Genomic DNA, 17,558 nt, shown 5'->3' on the forward strand with positions numbered 1-17,558 from the left:
CTTCGCCGAGGCATCGTCACGGCGCGGATCATCGGTGCGCTCCCACCGGGGACAGTTCGGCAACGATCTGTTCTGCCGTCCAGGGCGCCAACAGGAATCCCGACCGGCCGTGGCCGGCGGCGACCAGCGTTCGCGCATCCAGGCGATGGACCAACGGCAGATTATCGGGTGTCATCGGGCGCAGCCCGGCGGCGCACTCGGCCAGCTCGTATTCGCCCAGCGCCGGCAGCACCGCGCACGCGTCATCGAGCAGGTCACGCACCCCCGAAACGACCGGGGCGGTGTCGCGACCGTGTTCGTACTGCGTGGCTCCGACCACCACCCCGTCCGCGCGCGGCACCAGATACACCTGCCGTCCGTGCACCCGGGCGCGAACAACCCGCTGCGGCAACGGCATACAACCCTTACGCCACCGCAATCGCAGCACTTCGCCCTTCACCGGGCGCACCGGCAGACCGGGCCACAACCCCGGCGCATCGATGCCGTTGGCGATCACCACCGCGTCGGCCTCGACGCGCGACAACTCGCGCACCGGCGGCGCCCACGACACCCCGAGGCGCTCGCACTCCGCGGTCAACGCGTCCAACACCGCCCTGTTGTCCACGGCCAGCTCGGTGGGCGCCCGAAAGCCGTGCCGGATGCCCTGCGCCAGCAGCGGTTCGACATCGCGGGCGGCCGACTCCCAGACCACCGGGTGCCCCTGGGCGGACAACCACTCCGCGACCGTGCGCAGATCGGTGGCATCGGCGCGGTCGACGGCAACCACCAGCGACTCGCGCGCCGTGATCACTTCGGGCGGCAACCCGTCCAGGAAACCGCCCTCGCGCCACAGCCGCAGCGACTCCAGGCCCAGCCGCAGCAGTCGCTCTTCGCCGGGCCAGCCCTCGCTGTGCGGTGCCAGCATGCCGCCGGCGACCCAGGATGCGCCCTTGTGGTCGCTGCGGTGTACCCGTACCGACCACCCGGCCTGCGCGGCGCGGCGCGCCACCGCGAGCCCGATGACGCCGCCCCCGATCACGGCCAAGGACCCCGGCGGGGGCCCCGAGGGCATCCCGGTCATTCGTGAGCCTCCCTTCGCCGGCATTACCCGGATCAGGTGTGACGGTAAGGGCAGGTCCGGGTGGCTCCGGCTGTGCCCACTCTCAGCCCCGCAGTCAGGCGACTACCCGGGACTCCCGTGTCTAGTGGTTCTCTTCGGCTCCACGCTAGCGCGCTAGCGTCTCGGTGTGCATCAACGTCTTACCCGGCTAACCGCCGCGCGGCTGTATCTGTGCACCGACGCGCGCCGTGAACACGGCGATCTGGCGGAGTTCGCCGATGCCGCCCTGGCCGGCGGCGTGGACATCATCCAGCTGCGCGACAAGGGATCGGCCGGTGAGCAGCGGTTCGGCCCGCTCGAAGCGCGTGACGAGCTGGCGGCGTGCCAGATCCTGGCCGACGCGGCCCGCCGGCACGGCGCCTTGTTGGCCGTCAACGACCGCGCCGACATCGCCCGCGCGGCCGGCGCCGACGTGCTGCACCTCGGGCAGGGCGACCTGCCGCTGGAGGTCGCCCGCGACATCGTCGGGACGGACGTGCTGCTCGGGTTGTCCAGCCATGACCCAGAGCAGGCAGCCGCCGCGGCCGCCGGCCGGGCCGACTACTTCTGCGTCGGACCGTGTTGGCCGACGCCCACCAAACCCGGTCGCCGGGCGCCGGGTTTGGGATTGGTGCGCGCCGTCGCCCAGCTCGGAACCGACAAACCGTGGTTCGCGATCGGCGGCATCGACGAGCAGCGACTGCCCGAGGTGCGCAGCGCAGGTGCCAGGCGCATCGTCGTGGTGCGGGCGATCACCGCGGCGGCCGACCCGCGGGCCGCGGCCGAGCGGCTCAGTTCGGCGCTGGCAGCAGCGAGCTGATCCGGCGGGTCAGCTGTGAGGGCTGCTGGCCGGCCTCACCGGGCATACACCAGACAAAGACGCCGGCTTCGATCTCGATCGTGCGCGGCAGGTATTGGCGTCGTTCGTCGCCGTGATCCAGCGGCAACAACGCCGGCGCGGTGCGCAGCCGCTGCCAGCTGGCCGCGAAGCCGGGATGCAGTGGCAGGTCGGCCACCTCGTTTTCGGCAACCCAACGCATCTCGGCGCTCTCCCGGTTGGGCACGGTGTGCAGCAACTCCTCGGCGTCGGCGACGACGGTGGTGTAGCTCCAGTGCCCGCCGGCCATCCCGGCAACCTCCGCCGTGACGACGGTCGCGCGCACGGCGAGTCGCTCCCCCGGCAGCCCGGCCTCTTCGTTGGCTTCCCGGACCGCGGTTTCCTCCGGCGTTTCGTGGCTGTCCCGGGCGCCGCCCGGCAACCCCCAGGTCCCGCCCTGGTGACTCCACACCGCGCGATGCTGCAGCAGCACCGCGGGCGTGCCGTCGGGCTGCGGGGCCCGCAGCAGCAAACCCGCCGCGCCGAAGCGACCCCAGTAGTGGGCGCCGCTGTCGGAGATCACCCAGCCGTCACCGTCGCCCTGCACCGATTCAGGATATGCAGACTTGGTTGGGGCGTCGCGAATTGCGTCCGCCTCCACCCATCCACCCGAACATGCTCTTAGACTTCGCTTATAGAGGTCCGTGCAGCGAAATCCGGTGGCCGAGAGACGAGGGCTGATAAGACGTGACGGTTGAGCTGGCGCACCCGTCGACCGAGCCGCAGGGATCGCGGTCACCGGCCGAACCAGCCCATCCACGCTGGTGGTTCGTCTCGACGACGCCGGGCCGCATCTTGACCATCGGCATCGTGCTGGCCGCACTCGGCGGGATCAGCGCCTTCGCCACCTCGACCACCATCAACCACCGGCAGCAGGTGCTCACCACGGTGCTCAACCACACCGAGCCGCTATCGTTCGCCGCCGGGCGCCTCTACACCACCCTGTCGGTGGCCGACGCCGCGGCGGCCACCGCGTTTATCGCCGAGGCCGAACCACAGCCCGTTCGCCAGCGCTACGAGCAGGCCATCACCGACGCGTCGGTGGCCGTGACCAGGGCGTCCAGCGGGCTCACCGACGAACCGCTGGTGCAGTTGCTGGGCCGGATCAACGCCGAGCTGGCCGTTTACACCGGCCTCATCGAAATCGCCCGGACCAACAACCGGGAGGGCAATCCGGTCGGCTCGTCGTACCTGTCGGAAGCATCGGGCCTGATGCAATCGACGATCCTGCCCGACGCCGCGCGGCTCTACAAGGCGACGTCGGAGCGAGTGGACGCCGAAACCACCGCGTCGACCCAGATCCCGGCGCCGGTCATCATGGTGGTCGCCGCCACCGTGATATTCGGCGCGTTCTCCCACCGCTGGCTGGCGCGCCGCACCCGGCGCCGAATCAACCCCGGTCTGGTGGTGGGCGCGCTCGCTATCCTCGTCATGGTGGTTTGGGTTGGGACTGCGCTGACCATTTCTACGACGGCCAGTCGTAGCGCGAAGGACACTGCCGCGGAATCCCTCAAAACCGTCACCAACGTCGCGATCACCGCCCAGCAGGCGCGCGCCGACGAGACGCTGTCGCTGATCCGTCGCGGGGACGAAGAGAAACGCAAGCAGTCGTTCTACCAGCGCATCGACTCGATGCACCGACAGCTCGACCAGTACATGTCCCGCAGCGACGCCGTGGACAAGCCGGACCTGGAAGGCGCCGATCAGCTGCTACTGCGCTGGCGTCAGGCCAACGACCGGATCACCTCGTACATCTCGGTGGGTAACTACCGGGCCGCCACCCAGGTGGCGCTGGGCAGCAGCGAAGAAGATTCCACCCCGGCGTTCGACAAACTGGACGGCGAGCTGGTCAAGGCCATGGATCAGGGCCGCATCACCCTGCGCAACGACGTCATCAACGCCCGCAGCGGGTTGTCCGGCGCCCAGGTGGGTGGCGTGGTGCTCAGCCTCGGCGCCGCCATCGCGGTGGCGCTGGGGCTCTGGCCGAGGCTGAAAGAGTACCGATAATGGCCCGGCTGTCCCCGCTTCGCCGGGCGTGCACCGTGGCCGCCGCGGCGGTGGTGCTGGCGGGTTGCGGTCACACGGAATCGCTGCAAGTGGCCAGCGTGCCGACGTTGCCGCCCCCGACACCGGTCGGCATGGAGCAGCTGCCGCCGCAGCCGCCGCTGCCGCCCGACGGCCCGAACCAGAGCTGCGATCTGACGGCCAGCCTGCGGCCCTTCCCCACCAAGGCGGAGGCGGACGCGGCGGTCGCCGACATCCGGGCCCGCGGTCGGCTGATCGTCGGGCTCGACATCGGCAGCAACCTGTTCAGCTTCCGCGACCCGATCACCGGCGAGATCACCGGATTCGACGTCGACATCGCCGGCGAGATCGCGCGCGACATCTTCGGGGCGCCTTCGCACGTCGAGTACCGGATCCTGTCGTCGGACGAGCGGGTCACCGCGTTGCAGAACTCCGAGGTGGACGTCGTGGTGAAGACCATGACCATCACCTGCGACCGGCGCAAGCTGGTGAACTTCTCGACCGTCTACCTCGACGCCAATCAGCGCATCCTGGCCCCGCGCGACTCGTCGATCGTCAAGATCTCCGACCTGTCCGGCAAGCGGGTCTGCGTGGCCAAGGGCACCACGTCGCTGCACCGGATCCAGCAGATCGATCCACCACCGGTCGTGGTCTCGGTCGTCAACTGGGCCGATTGCCTGGTGGCGATGCAGCAGCGCGAGATCGACGCGGTCAGCACGGATGATTCGATCCTGGCCGGGCTGGTCGAAGAGGACCCCTACTTGCACATCGTCGGGCCCAATATGGCCACTCAGCCCTATGGCATCGGGGTCAATCTGAACAACACGGGACTGGTGCGGTTCGTCAACGGAACCCTGGAACGGATCCGCCGGGACGGTACGTGGAACACGTTGTACCGCAAGTGGTTGACGGTGCTGGGGCCCGCGCCGGCCCCACCCACGCCGAGGTATCTGGACTGATGGCCGAGCCGGACAAGCAAACCGAGCAGCCGGAAACCGGCTCGGAGGACGTGGCCCCGGGCACCCAGGCGGCCGACGTCCAGACCGGCGCGGCGACCGGGCGGCTGCAAGCCACCCAGGCGCTGTTCCGTCCCGATTTCGACGACGACGATGACGACTTTCCGCACATCTCGTTGGGTGCCCTGGATACCGATCCGCAGGACCGCTTGACGGTCGCGACGCGATCGCTGCCGGCGGTCCGGCAGCTCGGCGGTGGCCTGGTCGAGATCCCGCGCGGGCGCGACATCGATCCGCTCGAAGCCCTGATGACCAATCCGGTGGTGCCGGAGTCCAAGCGTTTCTGCTGGAACTGCGGAAAGCCGGTGGGCCGGTCCAGCAAGAAAGCCAAAGGCACGTCGGAGGGTTGGTGCCCGTCCTGCGGCAGCCCGTATTCTTTTCTGCCGCAACTCAATCCCGGCGATATCGTCGCGGGTCAGTACGAGGTCAAGGGCTGCATCGCGCACGGCGGTCTGGGTTGGGTCTATCTGGCGGTCGACCACAACGTCAACGACCGGCCGGTGGTGCTCAAGGGTTTGGTGCACTCCGGCGACGCGGAGGCGCAGGCGATCGCGATGGCCGAACGTCAGTTCCTGGCCGAGGTGGTCCACCCGCAGATCGTGCAGATCTTCAACTTCGTCGAGCACAAGGACCAGCACAACAATCCGGTCGGCCTCATCGTCATGGAGTACGTCGGTGGGCAGCCGCTCAAGCACGGCAAGGGCGAGAAGCTACCCGTCGCCGAGGCCGTCGCCTACCTGCTGGAGATCCTGCCCGCGCTGGGCTATCTGCACTCCATCGGCCTGGTCTACAACGACCTGAAGCCGGAGAACATCATGCGCACCGAAGAGCAGCTCAAGCTGATCGACCTGGGTGCGGTGTCGCGGATCAATTCCTTCGGATACCTTTACGGCACACCGGGTTTCCAGGCGCCCGAAATAGTGCGCACCGGCCCGACGGTCGCCACGGACATCTACACCGTGGGCCGCACACTGGCCGCGCTCACGCTCAATCTGAAGACCCGCAACGGCCGCTACGTCGACGGCCTGCCCGAGCACGACCCGGTGTTGGCCACCTACGACTCCTTCCGCCGGTTGTTGCGCCGCGCCACCGACCCCGACCCGCGGCGCCGGTTCCGCAGCACCGAGGAGATGTCCGCCCAGTTGATGGGGGTGCTGCGCGAGGTGGTCGCCCACGACAGCGGGGTGCCGCGGCCCGGCCTGTCGACCATCTTCAGCCCCAGCCGCTCGACGTTCGGGGTCGACCTGCTGGTCGCCCACACCGACGTGTACCTGGACGGTCAGGTCCACTCGGAGAAGCTCACCGCCCGCGAAATCGTTACCGCACTGCAGGTTCCGCTGGTCGATCCGGCCGACGTCGCCGCTCCCGTCCTGCAAGCGACCGTGTTGTCGCAGCCGGTGCAGACGCTGGACTCGTTGCGCGCGGCCCGGCACGGAACGCTGGACGCCGAGGGTGTCGAGGTGTCCGAGTCGGTGGAACTGCCGCTGATGGAGGTCCGCGCGCTGCTGGATCTCGGCGACGTGGCCAAGGCCACCCGCAAGCTCGACGACCTGGCCGAGCGGGTGGGCTGGCAATGGCGGTTGGTGTGGTACAAGGCGGTCGCCGAGCTGCTCACCGGCGACTACGATTCGGCCACAACACATTTCACTGAAGTGCTGGACACGTTCCCGGGCGAACTGGCGCCCAAGCTGGCGTTGGCCGCCACCGCCGAGCTGGCCGGGGACGTCGACGTGCAGAAGTATTACCAGACGGTATGGAAGACCAACGACGGGGTGATCTCGGCGGCTTTCGGGTTGGCCAGATGGCTTTCCACCGCGGGTGATCGGGCCGCCGCGGTGCGCACGCTGGACGAGGTGCCGGCCAGCTCACGCCACTTCACCACAGCGCGACTGACCAGCGCGGTAACGCTGCTGTCCGGACGGACCAAGAGCGAGATCACCGAGGAGGACATCCGCGACGCGGCGCGGCGGGTGGAGGCGCTGCCGCCCACCGAGCCGCGCGTGCTGCAGATCCGCGCCCTGGTGCTGGGCTGTGCGATGGACTGGTTGGAGGACAACAAGGCCAGCACCAACCACATCCTCGGCTTCCCGTTCACCGAGCACGGGCTGCGGCTCGGCGTCGAGGCATCGCTGCGCAATCTGGCCCGCGTCGCCCCGACCCAGCGGCACCGCTACGCGCTGGTGGACATGGCGAACCGGGTGCGCCCCACCAGTACGTTCTAGGGGTTTTGGTTGTCGGGCACGCGGCGAGCCGACTTTTCGGACCCGCCTTCGTCGGAACGGAAAGTGAACTCAGCTCTCACCCAAATCACAAGAAAACACAGCTAAATCTCAGCTGCAGGACGCACAGTTATCAAATGGCGGGCCAGTCCACCGCATGGGTCAGCACGGCCCGCATGCTGCGCCGGGCCGGGTTCGGGGTGACCGGGTCCGAGGTCGACGCAGTCGTCGGCCTGCACTGGCCCGGCTACGTGGACGCGATGCTGGCCACCAATCCCGGTACCGACCCGGGCGTGGCCGCCACGCCGATGCCCGCCCTGGACGCACCCAAGCCGCCGGGCAAGCGCTCCACGCCGGCCGCGCGCAAGCAGTACAACCAGCAGATGACCCAACAGCTGGACATGCTGTCGAATTGGTGGATACGCCGCATGGTCGGCGTGCGGCAGCCGGTGCACGAAAAGCTGACCCTGTTGTGGCACAACCACTTTGCCACCTCGGCGCAGAAGGTGCGGGTCGCCGCGTACATGGCCGCGCAGAATCAGAAACTGCGCGCGGGATCGCTGGGTGATTTTCGCGCCCTGGCGTACTCGATGCTGACCGACGCCGCGATGCTGCGCTGGCTGGACGCGCCGCGCAGCACCGCCAAGGCGCCCAACGAGAACCTGGCCCGCGAGTTCATGGAGTTGTTCGCGTTGGGACATGGCAACGGCTACACCGAAAGCGACGTGCGCAACGGTGCGCGGGCACTGACCGGATGGGTGATCGGTCCCGGTGGCAAAACCTCCATGACCCCCAAACGCCATGACGCGAGCGCCAAGACGCTGTTCGGGCAGAGCCGCGACTTCGATGCCGCCGGGTTCTGCGACACCGTGCTGGCGCAACCCAGATCGGCCGGGTACGTCGCGGGACGCCTGTGGCAGCAATTGGCATCCGACGATCCGCCGTCACCCGCAGTGCTCGACCGACTGGTCGCCGCCTACGGATCCAACCGCGACCTGCGCACGCTGACCCGGGCGATCCTCACCGACAGCGAATTCACCAGCGGCCGCGCCGCGGTGGTCAACACGCCGGCCGAGTGGCTCGTCGGGGTCGTCCGGGCGCTGCGAGTGCCGGTCGACGACCCCAAACGTCTGAAGATGATCGACACGACATTGCGCACGCTGGGCCAGCGACCGTTCTATCCGCCCAGCGTCGGAGGCTGGCCCAGCGGGCAGCTGTGGCTGTCCACCGCCAGCGCAGGGACCCGCCTGCGCGCCGCCACCGAGCTGGCACACGCGGGCGACATCTCCGGCATCGAGGACACCGGTGCCGGCGACCGCGTCGACGCCGTCGGCTATCTGATCGGCGTCGGCTCCTGGTCGGATCGCACCGTGAAGGCGCTGCGGCCGCTGGTGCGCCAACCGGCACAGTTGGTCGCGGCCGCGGTCAACACTCCCGAATACCTGACGTCTTAGCGAGACGGCCATGCCCGAGATCAACCGTCGCCGATTCCTGATCGCCAGCGCGGGCGTCGGCGCGGCCGGCCTGATGTCGGCGGTCAGTTGGCCCGACCTGATGCGCGCGGCCCGGGACCGGCCGCTGGCCCCAGGCGCCGGTGTGCTGGTGATCGCCACGCTGTATGGCGGCAACGACGGCATCAACACCGTGATCCCGTACGCGGACAACGCCTATCACGACGCTCGGCCCGAACTCGCCTACGCGCCGGGCGATGTCCTGCACCTGGATCAGCAGCTGGGGCTCAACCCGGCGATGAAGGGGTTGGCGGGGCTGTGGAACCGCGGGCAGCTCGCCGTCGTGCGCGGCGCGGGCTACCCGAAGCCCGACCACAGCCACTTTCGCTCGATGGACATCTGGCAGACGGCGTCACCGGCCGAACCGGTGTCGACCGGTTGGATCGGCCGCTGGCTCGACGCGACCGGAGATGATCCGTTGCGGGCGGTGAACATCGGCGCCGTCCTGCCACCTCTGGCCGTCGGCGCGAAGTGCACGGCCGCGGCGCTTTCGCCGGGCGCCGCGCCGGGTCAGGCGGAGAAGTTCGACGCGGTGATGACCGCACTGGGCAACGACGATCCCGACGACACCCCGGCAATGGCCGCGGTGTGCAAGGCCTACCGCGCCGCGCGCACCGCCGACGCCGCATTTGGGTCGGTCAAACCCCCTGCCAAGGAACGCAATTCACTATCAGCCCAGCTGAACACGGTGGCTCAGGCCATCAAGGCCCGCGTCCCCACCCGGGTCTACACGGTGCAGCTTGGCGGCTTCGACACCCACGCCGGCGAACGCGGGACCCAGGAGCGCCTCCTGCGAACATTCGACGAGGCGGTGACCGCGTTCGTCCAGGAGATGGCCGGCCGTGACGTGGTGCTGCTGGCGTATTCGGAGTTCGGGCGCCGGGTGCGCGCCAATGCCTCGCAAGGCACCGATCACGGCACGGCCGGTCCCGTTTTCATTGCCGGCGCACCCGTCAAGGGCGGCTTCTACGGCGAACAACCCAGCCTCACCGACCTCGACAACGGAGACTTGAAGTACAGCACCGATTTCCGTGACATCTACGCCGAGCTGCTGGCGCGAACGATCGGGACCGATCCCACCCCGGCCGTGGGCGCCGGACGAAACAGCCTGGGCTTCCTATCCGCCTAGCACGTTCACGCAATCGCGCGCGATGGCCAGCTCTTCGTTGGTCGGAACCACCAGCACGGCGATCGGTGAATCGTCGGCGGAGATCTGGCGCGCACCCTTGCCGCCGCCGAGGTTGCGGCGCTGATCGAGGACGATGCCCAGTTCCTCCATGCCGGCGACCGCGTCGCGGCGCACCGCCGGGTCGTTCTCGCCGATCCCGGCGGTGAAGCTGATGACGTCGGTGTGCCCCAGCACCGCCAGGTAGGCGCCGATGTACTTGCGCAGCCGGTGCGTGAACACGCTGTACGCCAGTTTCGCTGTCTCGTCGCCGGATTCGATCATCGTCCGCAGCCGGCGAAAGTCGCGCTCACCGGACAGACCCAGCACCCCGGAGCGCTGGTTGAGCATGGCTTCGACGTCGTCGACGCCCATCTCGGCCGTGCGGCACAGGTAGCCGATGACGCTGGGATCGATATCGCCGCTGCGGGTCCCCATCACCAGGCCTTCCAGCGGGGTCAAGCCCATCGAGGTGTCCAGCGGCCGCGTGCCGGCGATCGCCGAGGCGGAGCAACCGTTACCAAGGTGCAGCACAATCTGTTTCAGGTCGCCGACCGATCGGTCGAGGAATGCGGCGGCCTGCTCGCTGACATAGTGGTGCGACGTCCCGTGAAACCCATACCGGCGGATCTGATACCGCTGCGCCAGGTCGCGATCGATCGCGTAGGTGGCCGCCGCGGGCGGCAGGTCGTGGAAGAACCCGGTGTCGAACACGGCGATGTGGGCGAGGTCGGGCAGCAGCTTGCGTGCGACCTCGATTCCCTTGAGTGCAGGCGGATTGTGCAGCGGGGCCAGCTCAGACAATTCGTCGAGCCTGCCGATCACCGCGTCGTCCAGCAGCGTGGGTTGATAGAAAGCGTTGCCGCCGTGCACCACTCGATGGCCCACCGCGACGATGCCGCTTGTCCTCAGGTCGATGCCGTCGTCGGAAAGCGTGTCGAACGCGCAGCGCAGCGCCGCGTCATGATCGGAAACCGGCGACGATTCCTCTCCGATCCGCTCGACGAGACCGGTCGCCCGGGCTTCGCCCGAATCGGGGTCGACCACTTGATATTTCAAGGATGACGAGCCGGAGTTGATCACCAGCACCAGGCGGGCGTCCCCATTGTCCGTCATCGCTGCCCCTGGGCCTGGATCGCCGTGATGGCCACGGTGTTCACGATGTCTTCCACCAACGCACCCCTGGACAGATCGTTCACCGGCTTGCGCAAGCCCTGCAGCACCGGCCCAATGGCAAGCGCCCCGGCGCTACGCTGCACCGCCTTGTAGGTGTTGTTGCCGGTGTTGAGGTCCGGGAAGATCAGCACGGTGGCCCGGCCCGCTACCGGCGAGTCGCGCAGTTTGGTGGCAGCGACGGACGGTTCGATCGCGGCGTCGTACTGGATGGGGCCCTCGACCGGCAGGTCGGAATTCCGTTTCCGCACCAATTCGGTTGCCGTCCTTACCTTTTCGACGTCCGCACCGGTACCCGAGTCGCCGGTCGAGTACGACAGCATCGCCACCCGCGGTTCGATGCCGAACTGTGCGGCGGTGCGCGCCGACGAGATCGCGATGTCGGCCAGCTGCTCGGGTGTCGGATTGGGGATGATCGCGCAGTCGCCGTACGCCAGCACGCGATCGGGCAGGCACATCAGGAAGATGCTGGACACCGTCGAGACATCCGGGACCGTCTTGATGATCTCGAACGCCGGCCGAACGGTGTGCGCGGTGGTGTGCGCGGCGCCGGACACCATCCCGTCCACCTGCGAATTCTGCACCAGCATGGTGCCGAAATACGTGCTGTCGCGCATGGCCTCGCGGGCCTGCTCGACGGTGACGCCCTTCGCCTTGCGCAACAGTGCGTACTGTTCGGCGAACTCTTGGCGCAGCGGGCTGCTGCGCGGGTCGATCACCGTGACGTCGCCCAGGTCGACGCCGAGTTCTGCTGCACGGTGCCGGATTTGGGCCTCGTCACCCAGGATGGTCAGGTCGGCGACGCGGCGCTGCAGCACCCGGCCGGCGGACCGCAGGATCCGGTCGTCGTCGCCTTCGGGAAGCACGATGTGTTTGCGATCCGACCGCGCCTGCAGCGTGAGCTGGTGGATGAACATCTGCGGCGTGATGACGGTGGGGATCGGAATGGCAAGCTGCGCGAGCAGATCGGTGATGTCGACATATCTGTCCATCAGCGCCAGCGCGGTGTCGATTTTGCGTTGGGAGGTCGCCGTGACCCTGCCCCGGGCCGACGCCGCGGCGCTGGCGGTGTCGTAGGTGCCCAGTGTGGTGGCGACGATCGGCAGCCGCAGCCGCAGTCCGGCGACCAGCGCGGCGATGGACGGGTGCAGCGCGAAGCCGCCGTTGAGCACGATGCACGACAGCGACGGAAAGCCTTCCGCGGCATGGGCGCTGGCGACGGCGAGCACCACGTCCGAACGGTCGCCGGGGGTGATGACCGCGATGCCGTCGCGCAGCCGCTCCAGGACGTGGTCGGCGGTCATACCGGCGACCAGAACGCCGGTGACCTCGCGTTCGCGCAGCGACTCTTCGCCGCTGACCGGCGTCGCGGCGACCGCCTTTTCCAGCTCGGCCACCGTCGGCGCCGACAGCAGCGGCTCGTCGGGCAGCACGTAGCTGCGCTGCGCGAATTTGCCCAGCGCTTCGGCCACGTCGGCCAACTCGGCCGGCTCGCACCGGTTGGCAACCACTGCGGCGGTGTGGGCGTGCTGGGCGTCCAGCTCGGCCAGACACACGTCGACGACGCTGGCGATCTCCGCGGCGGTGCGCCCCTTACCGCTGACCGTGAGCAGCAGCGGCGCACCGAGGTTCACCGCGATGCGCGCGTTGGTCGTGAGTTCCGCGGGCCGAGTCACGTCGGTGTAGTCGCTGCCGACGATCACCACCACGTCGCACGCCTCGGCCACCGCGTGATAGGCGTCGACGATGCGGGCGATCGCGGCGTCACCGTCGGCGTGCAGCTGCTGATAGGTGACGCCGACGCACTGATCGTAGGACAGACCCGCGGTGGTCCGCGTCAGCAACAGTTCCAGGATGTAGTCGCGGTCGTTCGATTCGGAGCGCGTAATGGGTCGGAACACACCGACTTTGGCGACCGTCGCGGTCAGCCGGTGCAGTAGCCCCAGCGCGATCGTTGACTTGCCGGTCTCCGGCTCGGGGGCGGCGATATAGATCGCGGACACGGAACCAGTGGCCACCCCGTGCGCCTATCCGGCCAGCCGTCGCAGCCGCGGCGCCAGGTCCTTCTCGAAGAGCTCCAGGAACCGGCGCTGGTCATGGCCGGGCGCGTGGAACACCAGGTGGTTGAGGCCCCATTTCACGTACTGGCCGACCTTTTCCACCGCCTCGTCGGGGTCGGACGCGACGATCCAGCGCTTGGCGACCTGTTCGATGGGCAGCTCGTCGGCGGCCTTCTCCATCTCCAGCGGGTCGTGAATGCTGGTCTTCTGCTCGGCCGTCAGCGACAGCGGCGCCCAGAACCGGGTGTTCTCCAGGGCCTTGTCCGGGTCGGTGTCGTAGGAGATCTTGATTTCGATCATTCGGTCGATGTCGTCGGGGTTCTTGCCGGCCGCCTCCGCGCCCTCCTTCATGGCGGGCATCAGCTTGTCCTTGTACAGCTCCTCGCCCTTGCCGGAGGTGCAGATGAAGCCGTCGCCGGCGCGACCCGCGTATTTGGCCACCTGTGGGCCGCCAGCGGCGATGTAGATCGGGATGCCGCCCTCGGGGACGTCGTAGATGGAGGCGCCCTTGGTGTGGTAGTACTCGCCCTCGAAGTCGACGCGGTCGCCCAGCCACAGTTCACGCATCAGCCGCACCGATTCGCGCAGCCGGGCATAGCGTTCCTTGAACTCCGGCCACTCGCCCTCGTATCCGGTGGCTATTTCGTTGAGCGACTCGCCGGTGCCTACGCCGAGGAAAATGCGGTCCGGGTACAGGCAGCCCATCGTGGCGAACGCCTGCGCGATGACGGCGGGGTTGTACCGGAAGGTCGGCGTGAGCACCGAGGTGCCCAGCACCAGCCTCCTGGTCCGCTCGCCGACGGCGGTCATCCAGGCCAACGAGAACGGTGCGTGTCCGCCCTCGTGCCGCCATGGCTGGAAGTGGTCACTGACGGTTGCGCTGTCCATGCCGTGCCCTTCGGCGGCGACAGCGAGTTCGACGAGCTCGCGCGGTGCAAATTGTTCGGCGGACGCTTTGTATCCGAGTTTCAGTTCAGCCACTCGTTCTTTCTACTCCTCTGCCGATGGTCGCGACTGGCTGGCTTCTACACTCGCGGCATGGGATCGGCGCCAACTCTCGTTCAAGTGACCGACACGGTCTACCTCGCCCAAGGCGAGGCCGTGAACTGGACGCTGGTCGTCGACGGCACCGGCGTGCTGCTGATCGACGCCGGATATCCCGGCGACCGCGAGGACGTGCTGGCCTCGCTGCGGGAGCTCAGTTACGGGCCCGGCGACGTGCGCGCCGTCCTGCTCACACACGCCCACATCGACCATTTGGGCTCGGCGATCTGGCTTGCCAACGAATACGGCACGGATGTGTATTGCCACGCCGAGGAAGTGGGTCACGCCAAACGCGAGTACCTGGAACAGGCGTCGGTTTTCGATGTCGCCCTGCGCATTTGGCGGCCGCGCTGGGCCGCCTGGGGGCTGCACGTGCTGCGCGCCGGGGGGCTGATTCGCGACGGCATCCCGTCCACCCAACCCCTGACCGACGAGGTGGCCGCTGGGCTGCCCGGCCACCCGAAGGCGGTGTTCACCCCCGGGCACACCAGCGGGCACTGCTCGTACGTGGTGGACGGCGTGCTGGTCAGCGGCGACGCGCTGATCACCGGGCACCCGCTGCTGCGCCGCGGTGGGCCGCAGCTGCTGCCGGCGGTGTTCAGCCACAGCCAGCAGAATTCGCTGCATAGCCTGGACACCCTGGCCCTGCTGGACACCGAGGTCTTGTTGCCCGGGCACGGCGACGTGTGGCGCGGCCCGATCCGCGAAGCGACCGCGCGGGCCATCTCGTTGGCCGGCGGCAACTGAATTCGGGCGCTGGGTCGAGAATCGCATCGTGATTGAAATCCGTTGCGGCGAAACTGAATCAGGTCAGCCACTTCTCGAAGGCGATCGGAAGAAACGGGCCCCACGACGGTAGCGGGTCCGGCGGTATCCGGGTATACCCCGTCGCGTCATAGAGCGCCTCGGCCTCGGGCTGGCGATTGCCGGTGATCAGATAAAGCCGCCGGTACCCGCGCGCCAGGGCCTCGGCCTCCAGCGCCGCCAGCAGCGCCCGGGCGTAACCGCGGCGCCGATGAGCACCGTCCGTCCAGATCCGCTTGAGCTCAGCGGTATTGGCGTCGTAACGCCGAAACGCCCCGCCGGTCACCGGCACGCCGTCCAGCACCCCGATCAGCAGGCCACCGTCCGGCGGCGCCAGCTCCGCCTGCGGCACCGGCAACCAGGTCAGGTGGGTGCCCGGCGTGCCGCCGTATCGCTGCGCGTACTCGACGGCCAGTTCGGCCAGCAGCGGTTGAGCCAGCGGATCGTCGTGAGTGGCCGACACGAACCGCAGTTGTAGAGAGCTTGATTCCGCCATCACGACAACTCAAACACGTGTCGCGGTGATGTATTCCGGGACGAATTCCGCGTCGCCGTTCCCCGTGTGCCGCCGCCTGCCCAGCCCCATCGCGCCCAGCAGTTCGGTGATGCCGAGCCTGGCCGTCCGCCAACCCTTCGACGCCAAATACTCTGGCACATAGTGATATTCGCCGGGATAGGTCAGGCTGGCCAGGTCGACGTCCAGGCCGCGCCGCCGCCAGCCGTCGACGAAAGCGCGCTCGGCCCCGAGCCGCAACGGATTCCAGGTGGGCATGTGATCGGCGGTGAACCGGCTGCCCGCCGCGCTCGCTGCGGTGACGCCGTCCAGCAATCGATTCTGCTCCCCGGGCGGCAGGTACCCGACGAGCAACTGCTCGGCGACCCATACCGTGGGTCGGGCGGCGTCGAACCCGACCCTGCGCAGCGCCTCCGGCCAATCCTGGCCCAGGTCAATGCCGATCGCACAACGGTGGGTGGCCAATTCGGCGCCCAGCCCGCGCAGCACCTCGGCCTTGAGATCGAGCACTTGCGGCTGATCGATCTCATACACCGTGGTCCCGCGGGGCCACCACAACCGGTAGGGCCGGGTGTCCAGACCCGACGCCAGGATCACCACCTGCCGAATGCCCGCCCGGACGGCGTCGGCCAGGAATTCGTCCACGAACCGCGTGTGCGCCGCCAGCGCGTCCAGCAGCGCCGTAATCGCCGGGTCGTCGCCGTCGTCCTCGGCGAACACGTGGTCCCTGATCGCCCGGGTGAGAAAGTCGATCCCGACGGCGCAAAGCAGCGGCTCGGCGAACGGATCGTTCAGCAGCCCCTTGTCGGTGGCCACCGCCCGCGCGGCCGCGCCGAACGTCGCGGTTACCGCCACGTCGGCCGCCTGCACCATTGGTCGCCTCAGACGCCGGAGCGACGCCGCAGGGTCAGCCCGGCGGCCACTCGCCAGCCCAGCAACAACAGCGCGGTGACCGTCGTCGCGACCACCACGAAGCTGGCCGCCACCCCCGCCGAGATCGCCTTGCGCAGCAGCATGCCGATGACCACGGTGCACAACCACACGACGACCCCCGTCGGGGCCAGCGCCGTCGGCCGCCGCCACCCGCGAGAGACGAGCCATCCGATGACCGTGCCGGTGAGAAACGGCCAGGCCGTCACGGCGATGCCGGTGACATTGAGGCCCTCGTCATGGCTGCGGCGCCCCACAGCGCAGAACACCAGAACCCCGACGACATCGACCGCGAGCCAGGCGGGCCGCTGGAGCCTAAGCATGCAGGCAGACTACCGGGACGCCGCGCGAACCTTGACCGCGCAGCCGTGGTGAATCTAAATTCGTCCTCAATGAATGCTCATTCACAGGGCGGCCTGGCGGTGGTGACCGGCGCCGGCTCCGGCATCGGAAAGGCGATCGCGTTGGGCCTCGCCGCGCGGGGCGAGCGCGTGGTCGCCGCCGACCTCGACCGGGCGACGGCGTCGGTCACCGCCGACGAACGCCCAGACCTGATCACCGCGCTACCGGTGGACGTGGCCGACCCGGAACAGGTTGGCGCCCTGCGGGATCGGATCCACGCCGATCTCGGCGTGCCCAACATCGTCGTCAACGCGGCCGGATGGGACCGCACCGACCAATTCCTCAACGCCACACCGGAATTCGCCCAGAAGGTGGTCGCCATCAACTACCTGGGGCCGGTGCACATCTGCTGGGCGTTCCTGCCGGGGATGATCGAGACGCACGGCGGCGGACGCGTGGTCAACCTGGCCAGTGACGCCGGCCGGGTGGGCAGCGCGGGCGAGAGCATCTACGCCGGCGCCAAGGGCGGGGTGATCGCCTTGACCAAGTCGCTGGCCCGCGAGATGGCTCGCCACCAGATCACCGTGAACTGCGTGTGCCCCGGCCCGACCGACACCCCGCTGTTTCACGCGCAGCCCGAGAAACTGCGGGAAGCACTGGTCAAGGCCATCCCGTTTCGCCGCCTGGCCCGGCCCGAGGAGGTCGCCGCGCCCGTGCTGTTCTTCGCCTCCGAGGCCGCCTCGTTCATCACCGGACAGGTGATCAGTGTGAGCGGCGGCCTGACGATGGCAGGCTGATCA

The 17,558-nt window shown here is 68.6% G+C and carries 16 protein-coding genes and 1 riboswitch; of the genes, 8 read left to right on the forward strand and 8 right to left on the reverse strand.

The window, feature by feature from the left end:
- Nucleotides 1–28: 28 nt before the first annotated feature.
- Nucleotides 29–1,051 carry a glycine oxidase ThiO gene (gene thiO / locus A5753_RS04355; protein WP_067123880.1) on the reverse strand — a complete coding sequence of 341 codons (1,023 nt, stop codon included), beginning with the start codon at nucleotides 1,049–1,051 and terminating at the stop codon, nucleotides 29–31.
- Between the two features lies 1 nt (nucleotide 1,052).
- Nucleotides 1,053–1,189, reverse strand: a riboswitch (TPP riboswitch).
- Nucleotides 1,190–1,226: 37 nt separating this feature from the next.
- On the opposite strand from thiO, the gene thiE reads away from it, so the two are divergent.
- Nucleotides 1,227–1,898, forward strand: a complete 672-nt coding sequence (thiE, locus tag A5753_RS04360; RefSeq protein ID WP_067123788.1) for a thiamine phosphate synthase — start codon at nucleotides 1,227–1,229, stop codon at nucleotides 1,896–1,898.
- On the opposite strand, the gene A5753_RS04365 is transcribed toward thiE, so the two are convergent.
- Nucleotides 1,870–2,502, reverse strand: coding sequence for an NUDIX hydrolase (locus A5753_RS04365; RefSeq protein WP_067123790.1), 633 nt, complete (start codon nucleotides 2,500–2,502; stop codon nucleotides 1,870–1,872). The genes thiE and A5753_RS04365 overlap by 29 nt on opposite strands.
- Before the next feature lie 140 nt (nucleotides 2,503–2,642).
- On the opposite strand from A5753_RS04365, the gene glnX reads away from it, so the two are divergent.
- From glnX to A5753_RS04390, 5 genes are all read left to right on the forward strand, one after another.
- On the forward strand, nucleotides 2,643–3,962 hold the full coding sequence (gene glnX, locus A5753_RS04370; protein WP_067123791.1) for a protein kinase G-activating protein GlnX: 1,320 nt from the start codon (nucleotides 2,643–2,645) through the stop codon (nucleotides 3,960–3,962).
- Nucleotides 3,962–4,939: a glutamate ABC transporter substrate-binding protein gene (locus A5753_RS04375; RefSeq protein ID WP_067123793.1), complete on the forward strand. Its 978-nt coding sequence runs from the start codon at nucleotides 3,962–3,964 to the stop codon at nucleotides 4,937–4,939. Before glnX ends, A5753_RS04375 begins: the two co-directional genes overlap by 1 nt.
- Complete coding sequence (locus A5753_RS04380) at nucleotides 4,939–7,218, forward strand: serine/threonine-protein kinase PknG (protein WP_067123794.1); 2,280 nt, start codon at nucleotides 4,939–4,941, stop codon at nucleotides 7,216–7,218. The genes A5753_RS04375 and A5753_RS04380 overlap by 1 nt, the downstream gene beginning before the upstream one ends.
- Before the next feature lie 134 nt (nucleotides 7,219–7,352).
- Entirely contained in the window at nucleotides 7,353–8,669 is a 1,317-nt protein-coding gene (locus A5753_RS04385; protein ID WP_067123796.1) for a DUF1800 domain-containing protein, read from the forward strand.
- Nucleotides 8,670–8,679: 10 nt separating this feature from the next.
- On the forward strand, nucleotides 8,680–9,855 hold the full coding sequence (locus A5753_RS04390) for a DUF1501 domain-containing protein (RefSeq protein ID WP_067123798.1): 1,176 nt from the start codon (nucleotides 8,680–8,682) through the stop codon (nucleotides 9,853–9,855).
- Here A5753_RS04390 and A5753_RS04395 read toward each other — a convergent pair.
- From A5753_RS04395 to fgd, 3 genes are read right to left on the reverse strand one after another with little or no spacing between them, the layout of a single operon-like run.
- Nucleotides 9,844–11,007, reverse strand: a complete 1,164-nt coding sequence (locus A5753_RS04395; RefSeq protein ID WP_067123800.1) for an acetate kinase — start codon at nucleotides 11,005–11,007, stop codon at nucleotides 9,844–9,846. The genes A5753_RS04390 and A5753_RS04395 overlap by 12 nt on opposite strands.
- The gene (gene pta / locus A5753_RS04400) at nucleotides 11,004–13,067 is read right to left on the reverse strand and encodes a phosphate acetyltransferase (protein WP_369829290.1); all 2,064 of its coding nucleotides are present in this window, start codon (nucleotides 13,065–13,067) and stop codon (nucleotides 11,004–11,006) included. Before pta ends, A5753_RS04395 begins: the two co-directional genes overlap by 4 nt.
- Nucleotides 13,068–13,091: 24 nt before the next feature.
- Nucleotides 13,092–14,105 carry a glucose-6-phosphate dehydrogenase (coenzyme-F420) gene (fgd, locus tag A5753_RS04405; RefSeq protein ID WP_067123804.1) on the reverse strand — a complete coding sequence of 338 codons (1,014 nt, stop codon included), beginning with the start codon at nucleotides 14,103–14,105 and terminating at the stop codon, nucleotides 13,092–13,094.
- A 57-nt stretch (nucleotides 14,106–14,162) separates the two neighbouring features.
- On the opposite strand from fgd, the gene A5753_RS04410 reads away from it, so the two are divergent.
- Nucleotides 14,163–14,915 carry an MBL fold metallo-hydrolase gene (locus A5753_RS04410; protein WP_067123806.1) on the forward strand — a complete coding sequence of 251 codons (753 nt, stop codon included), beginning with the start codon at nucleotides 14,163–14,165 and terminating at the stop codon, nucleotides 14,913–14,915.
- 58 nt (nucleotides 14,916–14,973) lie between these two features.
- Here A5753_RS04410 and A5753_RS04415 read toward each other — a convergent pair whose 3' ends face one another.
- From A5753_RS04415 to A5753_RS04425, 3 genes are read right to left on the reverse strand one after another with little or no spacing between them, the layout of a single operon-like run.
- Complete coding sequence (locus A5753_RS04415) at nucleotides 14,974–15,468, reverse strand: GNAT family N-acetyltransferase (RefSeq protein ID WP_067123808.1); 495 nt, start codon at nucleotides 15,466–15,468, stop codon at nucleotides 14,974–14,976.
- Between the two features lie 9 nt (nucleotides 15,469–15,477).
- Nucleotides 15,478–16,359 carry an SAM-dependent methyltransferase gene (locus tag A5753_RS04420; RefSeq protein WP_067123810.1) on the reverse strand — a complete coding sequence of 294 codons (882 nt, stop codon included), beginning with the start codon at nucleotides 16,357–16,359 and terminating at the stop codon, nucleotides 15,478–15,480.
- A gap of 8 nt (nucleotides 16,360–16,367) precedes the next feature.
- A complete protein-coding gene (locus tag A5753_RS04425; protein WP_067123812.1) occupies nucleotides 16,368–16,739 on the reverse strand; it encodes a DUF3054 domain-containing protein in 372 nt (123 codons plus the stop codon).
- Nucleotides 16,740–16,808: 69 nt separating this feature from the next.
- Here A5753_RS04425 and A5753_RS04430 point away from each other — a divergent pair, with 69 nt between their 5' ends.
- A complete protein-coding gene (locus A5753_RS04430) occupies nucleotides 16,809–17,555 on the forward strand; it encodes an SDR family NAD(P)-dependent oxidoreductase (protein ID WP_067123814.1) in 747 nt (248 codons plus the stop codon).
- Nucleotides 17,556–17,558: the final 3 nt, after the last annotated feature.

The sequence above is a fragment of the Mycobacterium sp. 852002-51971_SCH5477799-a genome (assembly GCF_001667145.1).
Taxonomy (GTDB): domain Bacteria; phylum Actinomycetota; class Actinomycetes; order Mycobacteriales; family Mycobacteriaceae; genus Mycobacterium.